Origin of the sequence: Hassallia byssoidea VB512170 (assembly GCF_000817785.2) — a bacterium.
GTDB classification, from domain to species: Bacteria; Cyanobacteriota; Cyanobacteriia; order Cyanobacteriales; family Nostocaceae; genus Hassallia; species Hassallia carrinoi.
This window is the reverse complement of the sequence record NZ_JTCM02000133.1, coordinates 1-17,415: the sequence shown is the minus strand read 5'-3', so window position 1 is coordinate 17,415 and position 17,415 is coordinate 1. Positions and strand designations below refer to the sequence as shown.

The window sequence follows — 17,415 nt, the reverse complement described above, 5'->3', positions numbered from 1 at the left end:
AGAACACAGCATTGAGCTGGAATTACAGCAACTTCTAACTGATTCAAAGTTTACCGCGTACCGCGAAGTATTTAAACTGTTTGGTTTCGGGCTGCGGCTAGAGGCAATCATCCTCTCCCAAATTTACCCGCTTGAAGCTTACTTTGGCGCTGACGGTAAGCCAGAAATCAGGATTAGGAAGGGTCGAAAGTCTGGGAAACCGACAAAGCGCTACTTGTCGCTACGCCGCGCTCATTAGTCACGCTTGGCTTGCACCGTCAAAAGAAGCGTCTGGGGATAAAAGTAAAATCAAAATTGTCGGTGGTTCTGACTTGTGTCGTATCGCCAGAGGCAAGTGGGTTTTCACCCGCATCGAGGTTAAGCGCTGTCGCCTGGATAATGAAATTGGTTCAGCGCTGGGTTCTCAGATGGATGCCGAAAAAGCGGCGGGGCGTCCAGTAAGGTTAGTGCGATCGCGCATTAGTGCCAAAGCTGCAAAGTTACTATTCAAAAAACTAGTCGAGGGTCTAGAGTGAAATAACAATCAATTCCTGATGGGGGGCTTGCATCAGCATCAGAATTGATGGAAAAATTGATTGGCGAAAAGACTTAAGGCATAATCATCGCAAGGATAGCGCGTGAAAGTTTTAGTTGTTGGTAGTGGAGGGCGGGAACATGCTCTAGCATGGAAACTGCTGCAATCTAAGCAAGTTGAGCAAGTTGTGTGCGTGCCGGGAAATGGTGGTACGGCTTCTTTAGAACGCTGTGAAAATTTAGCTCTGGCGGTAGATGACTTTGAAGGTATCAGCCGCTATTCTCTACAAAATAATATTTCTTTGGTGGTCGTTGGTCCAGAAGTACCGCTGGCAAAGGGAATTACCGACTATCTGCAAAATAAAGGTTTGATGGTTTTTGGTCCGACGAGAGCAGGAGCGCAAATTGAGGCGAGTAAGGCTTGGGCAAAAGCTTTGATGCAGGAAGCGAAAATTCCCACAGCCAAGGGTGCGGTATTTACGGAGGCAAAAGCAGCTAAATCATATGTGAAATCGCAGGGCGCACCAATTGTTGTCAAGGCTGATGGTTTGGCGGCTGGTAAGGGCGTAACTGTGGCAGCAACAGTGGAACAGGCACAGGCGGCTATTGATGCGATTTTTCAAGGGCAGTTTGGCAGCGCTGGAGAATTTGTAGTTATTGAAGAGTGCTTGACTGGGCAGGAAGTGTCAGTTTTAGCCTTGACGGATGGGTTGACGATTCGCCCTTTATTGCCCGCTCAGGATCATAAGCGAATTGGCGAGGGCGATACAGGAGATAATACAGGGGGAATGGGAGCTTATGCCCCAGCACCGATCGCTACACCGCAAATTATGGAATGCGTGCAAAAAGAAGTGCTAGAGAAAGCGATCGCCATCCTCAAAACCAAAAACATCGACTATCGAGGCATTCTCTACGCTGGCTTAATGATTGCCCCAGATGGCAATTTTAAAGTTTTAGAATTTAACTGTCGCTTTGGCGACCCAGAAACACAAGTCATTCTCCCACTGTTAGAAACACCCCTAGAAGAATTAATGATTGCCTGCGTCCAGCAACGCCTGGGAGACATGCCGCCCATCGCTTGGAAAGGTGGGGCATCTGCGACCGTCGTCGCAGCCGCAGGCGGCTATCCTGGGGCGTATGAGAAAGGAAAAGTAATTACAGGCATTGAACAAGCTTTATCCGCAGGAACTAATGTATTTCATGCTGGGACAAAGTTGCTTACTCAGCAAGTAGTGACAGATGGCGGTCGGGTGTTGAATGTCACCGGCATAGGAGAGAATTTTGATCGAGCGATCGCTTCTGCATACGCCGGCATCAAATGCATCCACTTTGAGGGAATGTATTATCGGCGCGATATTGGTCATCGGGTAATGGGGAATGGGGGAATGGGTAATGGGTAATGGGGGAATGGGTAATGGGTAATGGGGGAATGGGTAATGGGGAATGGGGAATGGGTAATGGAAAGAAAGAATTGTCCCCGTACTCCCCACTTCCCCCGATTACCGATTACCGATTACCAATTACCGATTACCAATTACCCATTCCCCATTCCCCACTAACATATTTGTCAAATTAACTGTTAATTTTTAGTTGTTGGGGTTTATAAGAGAAACTACTAACAATTTATTTAAAATGCTGGCTTTTTTTAAAACAATCCGAGAAGCGATCGCCAATTGGTGGTCGGAGTTCACTCTCCAGACCAAGCTTTTGGCTGCTGCCACTTTAGTGGTTTCTTTAATTATGAGTGGTCTAACCTTCTGGGCGGTGAATACGATTCAGCAGGATGCACGTCTGAATGATACCCGCTTCGGTCGTGACCTCGGACTGCTGCTAGCGGCTAACATTGCCCCGCTGATAGAAGACGAAAATCTTACCGAAGTTGCCCAATTTTCCCAACGCTTTTACAGCAGCACCTCTAGCGTGCGTTATATGCTGTATGCTGATGAAACTGGGAAAATCTTTTTTGGCATTCCCTTTTGGGAACCAGAGGTAGAAACGTCCCTAACAATTGAGCGTCGGATACAGCTACCAGATGATTATGCTGCCGATGCAGACAAGCCGATGGTGCGACAACATCAGTCCCCGGATGGAGTCGTAACTGATGTATTTGTGCCTTTGATTGTTGATAACAAATATTTGGGTGTATTAGCGATCGGCATTAACCCCAATCAAACCGCAGTCATTTCTACAAATTTTACCCGCGATGTCACCATTGCCGTATTTATCACGATTTGGGTAATGGTGATTTTGGCAGGAGTAGTCAACGCTTTGACCATTACCAAGCCAATTAAAGAACTTTTAGCCGGAGTAAAACAAATTGCCGCCGGAAATTTTCAGCAGCGAATTGACTTACCACTAGGTGGCGAACTGGGAGGGTTAATTTTAAGCTTTAATGATATGGCAGAGCGCTTGGAGAGTTACGAAGAACAAAATATTGAGGAACTAACGGCAGAAAAAGCCAAGTTAGAAACGTTGGTTTACACCATTGCTGATGGTGCGGTGCTGATTGACAACAACATGCAGGTGATATTAGTCAACCCCACAGCGCGGCGAATTTTTGGCTGGGGAAATAGTCATGTCGAAGGTAGTAGTGTTTTGTCTCATTTGCCCTCAGCAGTGCAGATGGAAATTACCCGACCTTTGTATGAAATGGCAGCAGGGGAATGCGAAAGCGCTGAGTTTCGCATCCCGATTAGCGAACCTACCAAGCGCACCATCCGCATTCTTTTAACTACAGTTCTCAACCAGCAACGGGAGAATATTAAAGGTATCGCCATCACCGTGCAAGATATTACCCGCGAAGTAGAACTAAACGAGGCAAAAAGCCAATTTATCAGCAACGTTTCCCACGAACTGCGAACTCCTTTATTTAATATCAAATCGTTTATCGAAACTCTGCACGAATACGGTGAAGATTTGGGTGTAAATCAACGGCGGGAATTTCTAGAAACAGTTAACCATGAAACCGATCGCCTGACTCGTCTGGTTAATGATGTTTTGGATTTGACCAAGCTAGAATCTGGTCGCAATTATCACTTTAATGGAGTTGATTTAGCGCAAGCGATCGACCAAACTCTACGTACTTACCAACTTAATGCTAGAGATAAAGGCATCGAACTTATTCAAGAAGTTGCCCCTAACTTGCCCTTAGTAGTCGGTAATTACGATTTGTTACTACAAGTGTTAGCAAATCTAGTTGGTAATTGTCTCAAATTTTCTCTTGCTGGTGGCAAAGTTGCAATTCGCACTTACCAATTAGACTCAAAACCCAATCACAACCAGCCAGGTCAAGTGCGGGTAGAAATCTCCGATACTGGTATTGGCATCCCCCCAGAAGACCAAAAAGCAATTTTTGACCGCTTCTTCCGGGTTGAAAACAGAGTTCACACTTTAGAAGGCACAGGTTTAGGACTATCAATTGTCAGAAATATCATCGAAGAAAAGCATCATAGTAAAGTCCATCTCGTGAGTGAAGTTGGTGTTGGTACAACTTTTTGGTTTGATTTAACCGTTTTTAATGAAGATGCAATTCAAGTTTTTGTTGAGGGTGCAAATGTAGTTTAAAAAAGTCAAAAAGGATTGTTGATTATTAAGTTATTTCCATCAAATATCCCGATCCAATCTCAGATAAATTTCAGATTCATGTTCAATAGCCCAGTCAATGTTCCAATCTACAAATCCAAGGCTGCGGTAAAGTTTGGCTGCGGTTTCATTACCTCGTTTATGACTAGTTGCAATCAATTCAACTTCTGGATGCAGCTTTAAACGCCTTATTAGCTCTAAAATTGTCGCTTGTCCGTAGCCTTGTTGCTGATATTTGTGGTCAATCATGAGACGGAGAATAAATCCAACGCCAGCCACTATTTCATACATCGTGAAGCCAATCATTGGCAACTGAGGCTTTTCGTAACCCGCAACTTTGGCATCGTAGATAGCCAAGGGGAACAAATTTGAATTTACATAAGCCTCAGCCAGTGATTTCACGTTCGATGCTATAAATCCTTTTTGGGATTCTTTTACTTCCAGACTGATGCATTCAAATAAATTATCATGGATGACTTTGCGTAAATGAACCTTAGCCAAATTTACTCCTTTATTTTGGTTTAATTAGACTTAGTGGTATTAGTCAGGCATTCATGCAAAGGTGAAGGATTAAAAGAATTGAAAAATCATGCATTTATTTGTCCTTTAACCTTTTTTCAGTCATAGTGCAAGTTAAATATATATTACCTAAATAAAGCTATCAACAAACAAACTAATACTAAACTTAGTAACAATAACAAAGAGGAATTGCGTTTAATCCAGTTTTTTACAGTTGCAGCAAAGCTAGTGTTTTCGCGTTGTTGTTGCAACTCTAACTTGTTCTCTTCAACGTTTTGATAGAGAGTACATTCTTTAGCGTAAGGACGTTGAGGAAAGTTACAACTATCATCAGCGTGGTAAGTGCAACTGTCACACAAATACTCTTTCCCGGTAGCACGATGTAACGGAATGCCGGGATGTCCGAATGCTTTGAGAGTTGTGCGGCAATGGGGACAGGTGACAGCTTGACTGTCAACGGATTGATGACAACGGGGACAAGATACAGTAGCCAAAACTTGAAGTCAATAAATAAACATTCTGATTTTAGCTATTTACTGCCAAGAATGGATCGATTTAAGATTTAGAATTTGGGATTGGGTATTATTAATTAATTTGTATCTTCACCTATAGCAACTCTAAATCATTTATAAAATTATCTTCTCTCTCTTCCTCTGTGTCCTCTGCGTTCTCTGCGGTTCGTTTATCATAAATAAAATAGCATTGCTATATACTTATCTAAATATTTTCATTATTTGAATTTAAATAGAGATACAATCAAAATAAAAGTCTTAGTAAAAAAATGATGGGAGCAGTTCACGCTAAAGTAAAGTTAACCAATGCTGTAGATGAGGAGTTAGTAAATCGAGGTTTGCTAGCACCAAGATTATTACGCGAGCATGAAACTCAAGGGTTAGTTGATACAGGAGCAGTATCTTTAGTAATTTCAACAGAGATTGTAGAGCAGCTAGGTTTGCGAATTAGAGGTCAGCGACTTGCTCAATACGCTAACGGGAGTGAGGAAATTGTCGGAGTAACCGGACCTGTAATCATTGAGTGTGAAGGACGTACAACTGTAGATGAGGCATTGGTTGTAGGTAATGAGGTGTTGATTGGTCAGGTGATTTTGGAAAAGTTAGATTTACTGGTAGATTGCAAAAATCAGCGCTTGATACCGAATCCAGCTAACCCTGATTATCCAGTGGCAATGATTAAGTGTTTAGGCGATGTCTAGCGACAAGCTGCTTTGCGTCTACGCTTCTCAATATACTTCAGTTACCTTGCTTATCTCTCAAAAAACTACTATATATTTCAAAATTAAACGAAACGTTAACTTTATTAAACAACCGATTCCAATCTCAGATTTGAGTGATAACTTAAATAGTAGGACACCAAAGAAAACACAACCAAAGTCAAAGGGCAAATGACTTCGTGTCCCCCGTCATCAGCCCAAGCAAATAGCAGCATAAAAAATGAGTGGCACTGCCCCTAAGTTGAATAGGGAAGCCAAATCCTAAAACGGAAAAACGTAAATATGCTGAGTTTGCCCGTTGTTGTATCCACCCTAGTAGTTGACTGATTCTATTACTTAGCAAGTTTAACAATTTGAGAATCACAAATTTTGAAAAACCTGGTCAACCTTGACCAGGTTTTTGAGTGTTTTAGTACTTTTATAATGAATAATACGATGATTATGATCTATACGGCAGAAAGAAGATAACGCTAACAAAAGGTACTTCACCTAGTTTAGATTTTACAACTAGCCAGCACATGTAAGCTCTTTTTCGCTTGTAACAAAGTTACAGCGAATACAATAAGATAAAACATCCGGCTGAAATTTAATGATAAATCATAAGTTGAAGAAAATTACTACAGCTATTATCGTCGCTACACTTTCTTCCTCATGTCAGGCAAATGTTTTTAGAAAAGCAGAACAGGCAAAAACTTCTTCAATTGCCGAGGAAAAGTCACAACCCAATATTGTCTACGGCGATTTAATCTTGAAAGAACAATCAGATTATCTGATGATTCCAGTTAATATCAAAAATTCTTATCCAATTAGTAGAAAAATTTCTTTAGATTCTTCATCTTATTCTGATAAAGAAATTGAATTGTATAATATTATATTTTCCAATAAAAAGAATGGTGAAACACATCTATTACTAAAGAAAAAAGCAATTATAACTTCTTTTGATTTTTTGGAGAAAAAAGAACAGGAAAAGCCATCAACAAGATTTTGGTTGTATAGAATAATTGAAAACGATACAAACAAAGATAATAAACTCAACTCCCAAGATGCGATTATTGGATATATATCAGATTCGTCAGGAAAGAATCTCCAGCAAATTACCCCGAACAATACTCAACTCATTAGTTGGACAATTGTTCAAAGTGTTGGTGCTATTTTTCTAAAAATTATTGAAGACTCTGATAACGATAAAAAATTTACAGAACGAGACAAGATAAATTTTCTCAAAGTTAATCTTAATAAACCTGCGATCGCCGCTGAAATTATTAGCGACCAAATAGATCGAGAAATTAAGTCATATCTGAAATAAATCTGCTTGTAGTAAGCGCTTAAGCGCTTAAGCGCTTACTACGAACACTATGCAATAGACAAAACCCAATCTCGTAAAAGTGGGTTTAGTTGATTCGGTACTTCATCATGAGGACAATGACCGGCTTGCAAGAAGTATTCCGTCAGTTGAGGATAGTATTGGCGAAACTTCCCAGAACGTTCTCTGGCATTCATCCAAGGGTCAGCTTCTCCCCATAACATCAACAACGGACAAGTTAATTGCTGCAATAACACATCATTTTTCTCTCCTTGAGGAGTGCTAAACATCGAAGCAAATACATCCACTGCACCAGGATCGTTAGAAGGTCGATGAATTTCTTCTATCAACTGGTCTGTAATCGCGCTTTTGTCAAGATACACTTTCTCTAAAGTTTGGCGAATTACCCAACGCTGTCGCACATATTGAAATAAAATAAACTGAGCCAAAGGTTGTTGAAAAATCCATTTCACAACGTCACCCAATAGTTTTTGCAGTGCGTCTGTTTGCTTGGGAGGCTGAATTTCTGGTTGTAAGGCTTCCGGTTCTGATGAAGTCTGATTTTCGCTAAAGGGTCCAGCACTGTTAAGCAAAACCAAACCCGCTGCTGCGTCAGGACGTTGCGCTGCCAAACACAAGCAAGCGTACCCACCAAGGGAATTACCTGCTAAAACCGCTTTTTCACCAATCACTTCAGTGATAAAATCATAAAGTTGGTCGCGCCATAAGTTACCGCTATATTCCAACTTCGGTTTAGCGGAACGTCCGTATCCCAAAAGGTCGATCGCAAAAACTTCAAAATCGTTACACAGTCCTGTGATATTCTTACGCCAGTGGTCAGTAGAAGCACCAAACCCATGCACTAACAGCAAAGGTGGACGTTGGGGTTTTTTTTCTCCCGCTCTTACGTAGTAAACGTTGTGCCCTCGCCACTGCCAGTATTTTCCCGGAATCGGGGTTGCAGCTGGGCGTGTAGTTGCCTGCATGATATGACGAAATGTTAAGTATCCTTTAATAATTGTAGCTCGGCATTCTCAGGCTATAGGCTGATTATTTAAGGGTTTTTAGCGCCTAAACTAAATTTCTATCTTTAGGCGTGCTTGGCGCGTGCGAGATTTAAAATATTAAGATTATGCAACGATTGATTACGGGAAAAAACATTAGACATCGACCCCTCTTTTATTATGCGTTGCCCGAAACCCTTGTAGAGATTAGCAAGTGCTACGTCTCTACGTCTTTTCTGGAGATGTCTATTTACTAGGGTCAGTAGTGTCTTGTGTGTAAATTACTTTAAGTAAAATCTTCATCACTGGTTTCTAGTTCGCTCAAAGCCTTATAAATGGCTTGTCTACAGAACTCTGCGTGATTGTCTAATGATTTTAGCTTTTGCTTAATGGATGCGGGAACCCTGATAGTCACCGTTTCAGTTAACGGTTCATCTCTGTCAGTAACAAGCTTGATAAGGTTTTCAGGGTTCCCTTTAGGGTTTGGCATCAATTAAGAAATGTAAATCTAGGTTGAATCGAATGTGTACATAGGGATAAATTGTTTAATTGGTGGTTGATTTGTTTGACGACTAGCAACCACCAATATCCACCTTTTTAAAATGGACAATTCCATGTTTACACGTTCACAAATTAAAATCAAAACCTTAGGGGAACTTAAGGGACTCTGCAAGCAGTATGGATTGAAGCCACTGGGAAACCCTAGTTATAAAACTGCTTGGATTGATACTTTATTTACCTTTGCAGCTATTGCCTTACGTCAGATGAAGGAAGGGGAAGGATTAAGAAGAATGACATTTATTGGCTATCAGGACTTAGGGCAAGCATTGGATCAGATGGGAGAACCTAGCGACCAACAAGCTGCATTGATTAAAGCAACGATGCAAGGGAAGCGTTTAGAGTATCCCCATCGCTATGACCAGGAAACGCTGCTTAACTTGCACAAAGCTAAGATGCACTTGGAACAAGCGCTCTTACTGTTGAACATGTAATCTACATTAAACTCCTACTTTCAAGTAGGAGTTTTTTTTTAGATGTTGTTGAAATTACTTAAAGTAATTACTTAAAATTAAGCATTAATTCAAACTTAGAAGCTGAAAGTATTGATTTTAAATGATAACTGGAAAAACTAAACTGCTAGGAGTAATTGGGCATCCGGTTGAACATTCGCTATCACCGTTGATGCATAATGCAGCTCTGGAATGTTTGGGATTAGATTACGCTTATCTGCCTTTTCCCATCAAACCAGATGATTTGCCGAAAGCTATCCAAGGCTTTTTGGCGATTGGCGTTACAGGCTTTAACGTGACAATTCCTCACAAACAGGCGATTATGAGTTGTTTATCGGCAATTCATCCAATTGCTAAATCTGTAGGTGCGGTAAATACTGTTCTTCGTAAAGATAACCATTGGATTGGGACAAACACTGATATAGAAGGATTTATCTCTCCTCTGCAAACAACGTATAGGCGAAATTGGCAGCAGACGGTAGCTGTAATTTTAGGCAATGGTGGGGCATCTCGCGCTGTTGTAGCTGGTTGTATCCAGCTAGGTTGTACGCAAGTTCATGTAATTGGGCGCAATGAGGAGAAGTTGAAAGAATTCCGCAATAGTTGGGATAATTTACCGCCAGAAGTTAATTTGCAGATACATAAATGGGAGGAAGTGTCAAGGATAATTTACCAAGCACATTTGTTGGTAAACACAACGCCAATGGGAATGCATCCCAACGTTGATGTGTCGCCTTTAAGTGCAGAGGAAATGAGGGATTTGCCTAGAGGAGCGATCGCCTACGATTTAATATACAATCCTAGCCCGACACGATTTCTTCAACTAGCACGACAACAAGGTGCGATCGCCATTGATGGATTAGAAATGCTAGTCCAGCAAGGTGCATCAGCCTTAAGAATCTGGTTAGATTTAGAAGCCGTCCCCGTAGACATCATGCGCCAAACACTAAGAAATCACTTGGGTTGGCGGTGAGGGGATGAGGAGGACAAGGGGACAAGGGGACAAGGGGACAAGGGAGATAAGGAGACAAGGGGACAAGGAGGAATTTGCTTCCTCATCTCCCCCATCTCCCCCATCTCCCTTGTCTCCACGCCAGTCGCCTCAACGGAGGGAACCTCCGCACAGCGCTCGCTCCCCCTCTCCCTTGTCTCCCCACTCCCCCTACCTCCTCAGCCAGCGCCAATTATAACGATTCCATTCGTAAATTCCTTGAATTTCGTATTCAGTACCGTTGCTGAAGCGGATGATGCAATTGGTGTATGTATCATCGCCATTGCCAATTTGATTTACTTGAATTACTGTGCAGGGAAACCATTCGCGGGTACACGGACCATTTTCTTGTACCCATTCCCATAGAGCATTGGAAATTTCGATGCGATCGCCTATCCTGAGCTTGAGTGCATCCTCAAAATAAGAATACTTTTCAAAATGATATGGCTCAACGCGATTTAGCCACTGCAAACCGTAGCGTTTGCGAACAAAATTTACTTTTCCAGAGTCCTTCTGTTGCAGCCAGTCGTTAAGTAATTGTACTTTCCAAGTGCGGTTGTGTTGCTCTTGTGTTTTGACGAACTCTAAAAATGCTTCTAATTCCGCCGGCGTAAGTTCGTCTAACGGATTGCGAAGATCTGCAACACCAGCATAAGAGTTTTCCTGAATTTCCGAAATTACTTGCAGTAATATCTGTTTCTGCATATCAGTGAGAGGACAGCTGGCTGCATCACAACTATTAAAGGCTGCTTGCAAGGCTGCTTCAATCTCATCAGGACTCATAATTTCAGGGCAATTGAGCGAATATATTTTTTAATTATTACAAATCTTAAATACAACTCTCCAACTCCCTTTGGAGTTAAATTCAAGGTAAGCTGGGTTTTAAAATTACTATTGTTGAATTTATTTACGGTGTCTTTTATGCGGTTGCGCTCCAAAACGCTTGTTTTCATTTGCTGTGTCATCGGGCTTCTTTCGTGGGTGTTTACTCCGCCCGCTGTAGCGCTGACACAGGTTAAACTATTCGATATTTCCTATCATGAGTGTCCACCAGAACTGGCAAAAGGAACTGTTACTAGTAATAGTTCTGCGGCTGCTAACTGCTTTATTGTCACTGGTAAAGCTCAAAATGATACTAACAAAACAGTTTACGATGCAGATATTTTTGGACGTATCTATGATGCTAACAACGATTCGGTAATGCAAAATCGTACCCGTCTGGGTTCAATTGCGGAAATACCACCAGGTATCAGTGATTTTGATTTGAGAATTTCTGTACCTGCGAATCAGCCTACACCATTGAAGCTGAAGCAGTTTAAAGCTGCGGGATTTAGCGGTCAAGTCCGGCGTTAATGAGTTGAAGTAGTCTGGGCTGGTTAGCCCAGACCGAAAATCTTTTACTTTAACGAATGTCGCGGAATTCCCCATCCATCGATCAAGGTGGGGATGGATAGCGACCAATAAATAAACCGCGAAGCGTCCTTACTTTCTTGATCTATGTTATTATATTATCAGCAACATGCAATACTGATAATGTATAAAGCTTATAAGTTTAGAATTTACCCAACTAACGAGCAGCAGAAAGCTTTAGCAAAAAGCTTTGGTTGTTGTCGTTGGTTTTGGAATTATTCTTTGAACTTGTGTCAAGAGACTTATAAAGTTTCGGGAAAAAGCTTATCCAGAGGTGCTATTCAGGGTTTATTGCCTAATCTCAAAAAAGATTACCTTTGGTTAAGTGATGCTTATTCTCAGTGTTTGCAGTATGTAGCACTAAACTTATCAACTGCCTATAAAAACTTCTTTGAAAAACGAGCAGGATTTCCTAGATTCAAATCTAAACATGATAGGCAATCAATTAGTTATCCGTCTAATGTCAAACAAGATGGAGACTACCTCAAGCTTCCAGGGAAGATTGGCAAGGTTTATTGCAAACAAGATAGAAAGTTTGACGGTCAACTTAAAACTGTCACTATCTCTCTAAATCCAGATGGTAAATATTTTGCTTCTGTTTTAGTTGATGACGGAAAAAAAATGCCTGAAGCCTCCACTTCACCGAAAAGCTATAGGTATTGATCTGGGGTTGACTCATTTTTGCATCACCAGTAATGGTAATAAGTTTGACAACCCTAGGCACACCAAAAAACACAGCATTAATCTCAAAAAGAAACAACAAAGTCTTGCTCGTAAACAAAAAGATAGTAACGCTAGAAAAAAAGCGCGTAAATTAGTAGCTAAAATTCACTCGAAAGTTAGCAGAGTTAGAGAAGATTTTCTGCACAAGCTATCCCGCAAGATAGTAAACGAAAACCAAGTTATTGCAGTGGAAAATCTTAACGTCAAAGGCATGGTACGCAACCATAATTTTGCTAAAGCGGTTCTAGATTGTGGTTGGGGTCAATTTTGTACAATGCTTAAATACAAGGCTCAATGGGAAGGAAAAACTTATATCGAAGTAGATAGGTTTTTTGCTTCTTCTAAAACTTGTAGTGTCTGCCTCAACAAAGTAGATAGTTTGGCGTTAGATGTTAGGTCATGGACTTGTACTAAGTGTAAAACTCAACACGACCGCGATATCAACGCTGCGCTCAACATTAGAAATGAAGCCTTGCGGATATTGTCGTTAGGAACTAGCGACACAGCCAATGGAGGGAATGTAAGTCAACCTGGCAAGACTTCGGTTTTGTTAGATGCTGTTCCCCGTGAAGTTGGAAACCCCATCCCTCTATAGGGTGGGGTAGTTCATAATGAGGCAAACTGCAAACTTTATGCCAATCTACCAAGATTACTACCGACAAATTGAAGCAGTATAATCGCTAACATCGGTGAGAAATCCATGCCGCCTAATGGAGGAATGATTGAGCGAAAAAGATTCAGATAGGGGTCGGTGATCTGACTCAAAGCAGAAAATGGTTGATTGTACCAGTTGACGTTGGGAAACCAAGTCAACAGAACCCTGATAAATAGCAGGGCGACATAAATCTGTACGAAAGTAGCCAGAGTAGTAACCAGTAAATTCATGGATGTGTCCGTTTTCGGCTAGGTGTCACGCATCGGTCTTTATATTGATTTTAATTGAGCCTGGGTCATGGTGTGTGCGGATTGTTTTAACATATACCACAAGTGGTATCTCCACATTAGCTTTTTTAGGAGCGGCGCACTTACCCTGTCTTGATTAGACGTTAGCGAGGCTCATCGCTGCGCGAGGCTCGATCGCTAATTGACTGAGTAGAGTTAGTATTGACATTTCCCAGTTGCTTGCGGACTTCATCAATTGTGGCATTGAGCTGGGCGATTTTATCTTCAAGCGATCGCCGCGCCGTTTCTATTTCCACACCTTCATTTTCGGCGGCTTTCATAGTACGCCGTTTCAAAATATTTGTTTTTTTAGCCTCTGCTGTTCCATTTGTCTGTTCTGACTCCTCTTCTATTAATTCGAGATCGCGTTTTTGAGTAATCAGGGCACCCACAACGCCACCGATTACGCTGCCGACAATTGCCCCAGCAAAAAAACCACTCGCAAAACCATCACGCTGACTCATATCTTTACCGCCTTGATGAAACGCTTTGCATCTCCCAACTAGTTATTGCACCTTACTGTTATAGCTGCATACTAGCTTAAGTCCCAAAGATGCGATCGCCTGCATCTCCTAATCCCGGTACAATATACCCCTGGTTGTTGACGGTTTCGTCAATGGTGGCGGTGTAAATTATTAAACCCGGATAAGCAGCACTCAATTGTTGCAAAGCTGGGGGAGCTGCCACCACACAAACAATCCGCGTCAAAGTCGGATCGACACCCCGATGTGTTAATTCTGCCATCGCTGCCATAATCGAACCTCCCGTTGCTAACATCGGATCGGTAATTAACACTCGTGTTTGGGGGTCAAATTTTTCTGGCAATGTGTTTAGGTAACACTCTGGTTGCAAAGTTTCTTCATTTCGCACTAAACCCAGATGATAAATAGAAGCCAAAGGTAGCAACGTCTGCGCTCCCTCTAGCAATCCTAACCCTGCCCGGAGAATTGGCACGACTGCGATCGGCATCTCTGGGTCAATCAAAGTCGCAGGACACGATGCTAAAGGACTCTCAACAGTTGTTTCTTGAGTTGGCAACCACTCGCGAGCAGCTTCATAAGTCAACCAGCGTCCCAATTCAGTCATCGCACTGCGAAATAAAACTGAAGGTGTCGCAGCATCACGAGCGACTGCCAGCCAGTGCTTAATTAAAGGATGGGGCGGAACGTAAATACGCAATTGGAGCGTCATAACTTGCGGATGATGGCGACTATACATTATATAACAACTGAAACCTCATAATACTATGCGCGGGGCGTACTACTGAAAGCTAAAATTACATCGGCAAATTTATTGCAAGTTTTTTTCATTTATAGTTGACATTTATTCTCAATCAAGTTTATATTGGTCTCAAGTGTTCTCCTCTCTTTAAGGATCGGCAGACGGGATTAGCCAGCAATATAACGGCTCGTCCCTCTTTTTTTTGGGAGTGGGGAGTGGGGAGTGGGGAGTGGGGAGTGGGGAGTGGGCATTGGGAATTGAGTAAAACGTTATCTACATCCGGTGAACATTTATGCATGATTGTGTGAGAAACTCTTTCTATGCCCTATGCCCCATGCCCTATGTCCAATGCCCAATGCCCCATTTTCTCATTCGATGTAATCGTCATTGGCTCTGGAATTGGTGGTTTAGTGACAGCAACTCAGCTAGCCGCGAAGGGTGCTAAAGTGCTGGTGCTAGAACGCTATCTAATTCCTGGTGGTAGTGCTGGTTACTTTGAAAGGCAAGGCTATAAATTTGATGTTGGGGCGTCGATGATTTTTGGGTTTGGCGATCGCGGCACCACCAACTTATTAAAACGCGCTCTTGATGCTGTAAATGTCAGCTTAGAGACAATTCCCGACTTGGTGCAGATTCATTATCATCTGCCCGACAACTTCTCTCTTAAAGTTGATCGAGTTTATGAGAAATTTTTGCAAAATCTTACTGCCAAATTTCCTCATGAAAAAGAAGGAATTCGTCGTTTTTATGACGAATGTTGGAAAGTCTTTAATTGCCTCAATCGCATGGATTTGCTGTCTCTGGAAGAACCTCGGTATTTGTTGCGGTCATTTTTCCAGCACCCATTAGCGTGTCTCGGTTTAGCTAAGTATCTGCCCCAAAATGCCGGAGATTTAGCGCGACGCTATATTAAAGACCCGGAATTATTAAAATTTATCGATATTGAGTGCTATTGCTGGTCGGTAGTTCCAGCGGACATGACACCGATGATTAATGCGGGAATGGTGTTCTGTGACAGGCATTATGGAGGAGTCAACTACCCTAAAGGTGGGGTGGGACAAATTGCCCAAAAACTAGTTGAGGGTCTTGAAAAAGCTGGGGGCGAAATTCACTATCAAGCGAGAGTAACAAAAATCATTCAAGAAAATCAACGAGCCGTGGGCGTGCAACTGGCTAACGGTAAAATATACTTGGGAAAACGCATAGTTTCTAATGCTACACGCTGGGATACATTTGAAAATTTACTACCAGCAGAAGAAATACCAGAAAGTGAAAAAAAGTGGCAACAACGCTATAAAAAATCGCCCAGTTTTCTTAGTTTGCACATGGGGGTAAAAAATTCGGTGTTGCCGAAGGGGACAGAATGCCATCACATTTTGCTAGAAGACTGGGAAAAAATGGCTTCTGCGGAAGGAACAATTTTTGTGTCGATTCCGACTCTGCTTGACCCAGATTTAGCACCGACAGGCTATGATATAATTCACGCTTTCACGCCGCATTGGATTGCAGATTGGCAGAATTTATCAGCGGGTGAGTACGAGGCGAAGAAAGAAGAAGCAGCGTGGCGAATTATTGACCGTTTGGAGAAGATTTTTCCCGGTTTAGATGCGGGATTGGATTATTTAGAGGTGGGAACACCGCGATCGCATCGCCGCTTTTTAGGTCGTACAGATGGCACTTATGGACCAATTCCCCGGCGTAAGTTGCGGGGTTTATTGGGGATGCCGTTTAATCGTACAGATATTCCCGGACTTTATTGCGTGGGAGATAGTACTTTTCCGGGTCAGGGTTTGAATGCGGTGGCGTTTTCGGGGTTTGCCTGCGCTCATCGCATTGCTGTAGATTTAGGCATGTAGTAAGCGCTTAAGCGCTTAAGCGTGTGGATGATGCAGCTTTTCGATTTGGGATTCAGCTATATCAACTGAGTGATTATCTTGATCTTGAATGGGTTTGATTTTACTCAGCTTGTCAGCTGCTGGCAAATCTCCCTGTGCTTCGTCGTAAAGAGCAAACCAGGGCAACTTATACTGAGCGTAAACTTGAGCGGTAATTGGTGTTGGCGGAGGTTCGAGGTTTGTCAATTCGCGATACTGCTCGCTATTAACAATATGCACGAAAACAGAGCCGTAATTTTCAGTATCCCACACGTCAAGACCGTAAGAATCGGGGTAGATTTTTTGCTGCATTTTACCTCCTGCCCCCAAACCCATTTCCATCGGGGCGGCTGGTGGTGCATCGATCTCAAAACTACTGAAGCCGCGTGTTTGTGGCGGTTGGTCGGGAAATCTTCCTGGTTTGGGTTCGTAAACCAAAATCTGGATTCCACCAAATTCCTCTGTACCAGTAACTTGCGCCTCAACAGTGTAACCTTGTCCCAAGGGCATGGCGACAAACTGACGAATAAAGTCATCACCTGCATTTATGCCGTCTAGCCAGGGTTGGTCTGGACAGACGATATAGTTTTGGGGGTCGGTGTGGAGTGTTTCATCCAAAGCTTCGCCGGAAATTGCGTTGATTTTACCGATCGCAATTTTGACTGCGTTTGGCTTGAAACTCGCACCGTCGAATCCCAGCCACAATGCTTCTCGTTGATACATGGGAATGAAATAACCGCCTTGTTCGCGCCAATGAGGGGGAACACGATCTAGGTAATCGGCGACACGCTGAATCGGAAAAGCACCCAACCCCGGAGGAAGAGGGTAGATGCCATCATTAGGTATTCGCAGAGTGCGTTGGAAAGACACGGAGAATCTTTCGCCGATGTGAATGCGATCGCCTGATAAAGTGACTTTTAGCATGGTACTTCCGAGATAAAAAGACAAGGAGACAAGGAGACAAGGAGAATTTTTGAATAATACTCCCTTTGTCCCCCTTGGGCTGAACCTGGACAAAAATGGACAGCCTTGTTTACTAGATCCTCAACACCCCACGACATTTTCGGATGAAGGCTGTCCATTTTTGTCTAT

The 17,415-nt window shown here is 42.5% G+C and carries 20 protein-coding genes and 1 pseudogene; 12 read left to right on the top strand and 9 right to left on the bottom strand.

Annotated elements, in window-relative coordinates; all coding sequences use genetic code 11:
• The first annotated feature begins 131 nt into the window (after nucleotides 1-131).
• The 4 genes from PI95_RS31020 to nblS all read left to right on the top strand — a co-directional run bounded on the left by PI95_RS31020 (nucleotide 132) and on the right by nblS (nucleotide 4,077).
• On the top strand, nucleotides 132-515 hold the full coding sequence (locus tag PI95_RS31020; RefSeq protein ID WP_236117266.1) for a hypothetical protein: 384 nt from the start codon (nucleotides 132-134) through the stop codon (nucleotides 513-515).
• 102 nt (nucleotides 516-617) lie between these two features.
• Nucleotides 618-1,913, top strand: a complete 1,296-nt coding sequence (purD, locus tag PI95_RS31015; protein WP_039754401.1) for a phosphoribosylamine--glycine ligase — start codon at nucleotides 618-620, stop codon at nucleotides 1,911-1,913.
• 14 nt (nucleotides 1,914-1,927) lie between these two features.
• Entirely contained in the window at nucleotides 1,928-2,089 is a 162-nt protein-coding gene (locus PI95_RS31010) for an alpha/beta hydrolase (protein ID WP_163519348.1), read from the top strand.
• Nucleotides 2,090-2,145: 56 nt separating this feature from the next.
• Nucleotides 2,146-4,077: a two-component system sensor histidine kinase NblS gene (gene nblS, locus PI95_RS31005; protein WP_039754398.1), complete on the top strand. Its 1,932-nt coding sequence runs from the start codon at nucleotides 2,146-2,148 to the stop codon at nucleotides 4,075-4,077.
• 39 nt (nucleotides 4,078-4,116) lie between these two features.
• Here nblS and PI95_RS31000 read toward each other — a convergent pair whose 3' ends face one another.
• Entirely contained in the window at nucleotides 4,117-4,596 is a 480-nt protein-coding gene (locus PI95_RS31000) for a GNAT family N-acetyltransferase (protein ID WP_039754397.1), read from the bottom strand.
• Between the two features lie 143 nt (nucleotides 4,597-4,739).
• Nucleotides 4,740-5,108, bottom strand: coding sequence for a zinc ribbon domain-containing protein (locus PI95_RS30995; RefSeq protein ID WP_163519347.1), 369 nt, complete (start codon nucleotides 5,106-5,108; stop codon nucleotides 4,740-4,742).
• A gap of 287 nt (nucleotides 5,109-5,395) precedes the next feature.
• Between PI95_RS30995 and PI95_RS30990 the strand changes: the two genes are divergently transcribed.
• Together PI95_RS30990 and PI95_RS30985 are read left to right on the top strand one after the other, a co-directional pair.
• Complete coding sequence (locus PI95_RS30990) at nucleotides 5,396-5,827, top strand: retroviral-like aspartic protease family protein (RefSeq protein WP_039754395.1); 432 nt, start codon at nucleotides 5,396-5,398, stop codon at nucleotides 5,825-5,827.
• Between the two features lie 622 nt (nucleotides 5,828-6,449).
• Entirely contained in the window at nucleotides 6,450-7,151 is a 702-nt protein-coding gene (locus tag PI95_RS30985) for a hypothetical protein (RefSeq protein ID WP_336507643.1), read from the top strand.
• Between the two features lie 47 nt (nucleotides 7,152-7,198).
• Here PI95_RS30985 and PI95_RS30980 read toward each other — a convergent pair whose 3' ends face one another.
• Complete coding sequence (locus tag PI95_RS30980) at nucleotides 7,199-8,134, bottom strand: alpha/beta fold hydrolase (protein ID WP_039754393.1); 936 nt, start codon at nucleotides 8,132-8,134, stop codon at nucleotides 7,199-7,201.
• A gap of 632 nt (nucleotides 8,135-8,766) precedes the next feature.
• Between PI95_RS30980 and PI95_RS30975 the strand changes: the two genes are divergently transcribed.
• The 3 genes from PI95_RS30975 (at nucleotide 8,767) to PI95_RS30965 (ending at nucleotide 10,352) form a co-directional block, all read left to right on the top strand.
• On the top strand, nucleotides 8,767-9,144 hold the full coding sequence (locus tag PI95_RS30975; protein ID WP_039754389.1) for a hypothetical protein: 378 nt from the start codon (nucleotides 8,767-8,769) through the stop codon (nucleotides 9,142-9,144).
• A 121-nt stretch (nucleotides 9,145-9,265) separates the two neighbouring features.
• Nucleotides 9,266-10,135: a shikimate dehydrogenase gene (locus PI95_RS30970; protein WP_039754388.1), complete on the top strand. Its 870-nt coding sequence runs from the start codon at nucleotides 9,266-9,268 to the stop codon at nucleotides 10,133-10,135.
• 4 nt (nucleotides 10,136-10,139) lie between these two features.
• Nucleotides 10,140-10,352, top strand: coding sequence for a hypothetical protein (locus tag PI95_RS30965; RefSeq protein ID WP_163519346.1), 213 nt, complete (start codon nucleotides 10,140-10,142; stop codon nucleotides 10,350-10,352).
• On the opposite strand, the gene PI95_RS30960 is transcribed toward PI95_RS30965, so the two are convergent.
• Nucleotides 10,325-10,936 (bottom strand): hypothetical protein, encoded by a 612-nt coding sequence (locus PI95_RS30960; RefSeq protein WP_039754387.1) that lies wholly within the window; start codon nucleotides 10,934-10,936, stop codon nucleotides 10,325-10,327. The genes PI95_RS30965 and PI95_RS30960 overlap by 28 nt on opposite strands.
• Before the next feature lie 138 nt (nucleotides 10,937-11,074).
• Here PI95_RS30960 and PI95_RS30955 point away from each other — a divergent pair, with 138 nt between their 5' ends.
• Together PI95_RS30955 and PI95_RS30950 are read left to right on the top strand one after the other, a co-directional pair.
• Nucleotides 11,075-11,506 (top strand): hypothetical protein, encoded by a 432-nt coding sequence (locus PI95_RS30955; RefSeq protein WP_039754386.1) that lies wholly within the window; start codon nucleotides 11,075-11,077, stop codon nucleotides 11,504-11,506.
• Between the two features lie 144 nt (nucleotides 11,507-11,650).
• A pseudogene (locus PI95_RS30950) lies at nucleotides 11,651-12,881 on the top strand (RNA-guided endonuclease InsQ/TnpB family protein).
• A gap of 35 nt (nucleotides 12,882-12,916) precedes the next feature.
• Here the strand turns inward: PI95_RS30950 and PI95_RS30945 are convergent.
• The 4 genes from PI95_RS30945 to PI95_RS30930 form a co-directional block, all read right to left on the bottom strand.
• Entirely contained in the window at nucleotides 12,917-13,171 is a 255-nt protein-coding gene (locus tag PI95_RS30945) for a YggT family protein (protein ID WP_039754385.1), read from the bottom strand.
• Between the two features lie 161 nt (nucleotides 13,172-13,332).
• Nucleotides 13,333-13,692, bottom strand: a complete 360-nt coding sequence (locus PI95_RS30940) for a ssl2009 family thylakoid membrane protein (RefSeq protein ID WP_039754383.1) — start codon at nucleotides 13,690-13,692, stop codon at nucleotides 13,333-13,335.
• A gap of 76 nt (nucleotides 13,693-13,768) precedes the next feature.
• The gene (gene upp / locus PI95_RS30935) at nucleotides 13,769-14,419 is read right to left on the bottom strand and encodes a uracil phosphoribosyltransferase (protein ID WP_039754382.1); all 651 of its coding nucleotides are present in this window, start codon (nucleotides 14,417-14,419) and stop codon (nucleotides 13,769-13,771) included.
• A gap of 148 nt (nucleotides 14,420-14,567) precedes the next feature.
• The gene (locus tag PI95_RS30930; RefSeq protein ID WP_163519345.1) at nucleotides 14,568-14,747 is read right to left on the bottom strand and encodes a hypothetical protein; all 180 of its coding nucleotides are present in this window, start codon (nucleotides 14,745-14,747) and stop codon (nucleotides 14,568-14,570) included.
• A gap of 22 nt (nucleotides 14,748-14,769) precedes the next feature.
• On the opposite strand from PI95_RS30930, the gene crtH reads away from it, so the two are divergent.
• A complete protein-coding gene (gene crtH, locus PI95_RS30925) occupies nucleotides 14,770-16,305 on the top strand; it encodes a carotenoid isomerase (protein ID WP_373695728.1) in 1,536 nt (511 codons plus the stop codon).
• Nucleotides 16,306-16,320: 15 nt separating this feature from the next.
• On the opposite strand, the gene PI95_RS30920 is transcribed toward crtH, so the two are convergent.
• Nucleotides 16,321-17,247, bottom strand: a complete 927-nt coding sequence (locus PI95_RS30920; protein ID WP_039754430.1) for a hypothetical protein — start codon at nucleotides 17,245-17,247, stop codon at nucleotides 16,321-16,323.
• Between the last annotated feature and the right edge of the window lie 168 nt (nucleotides 17,248-17,415).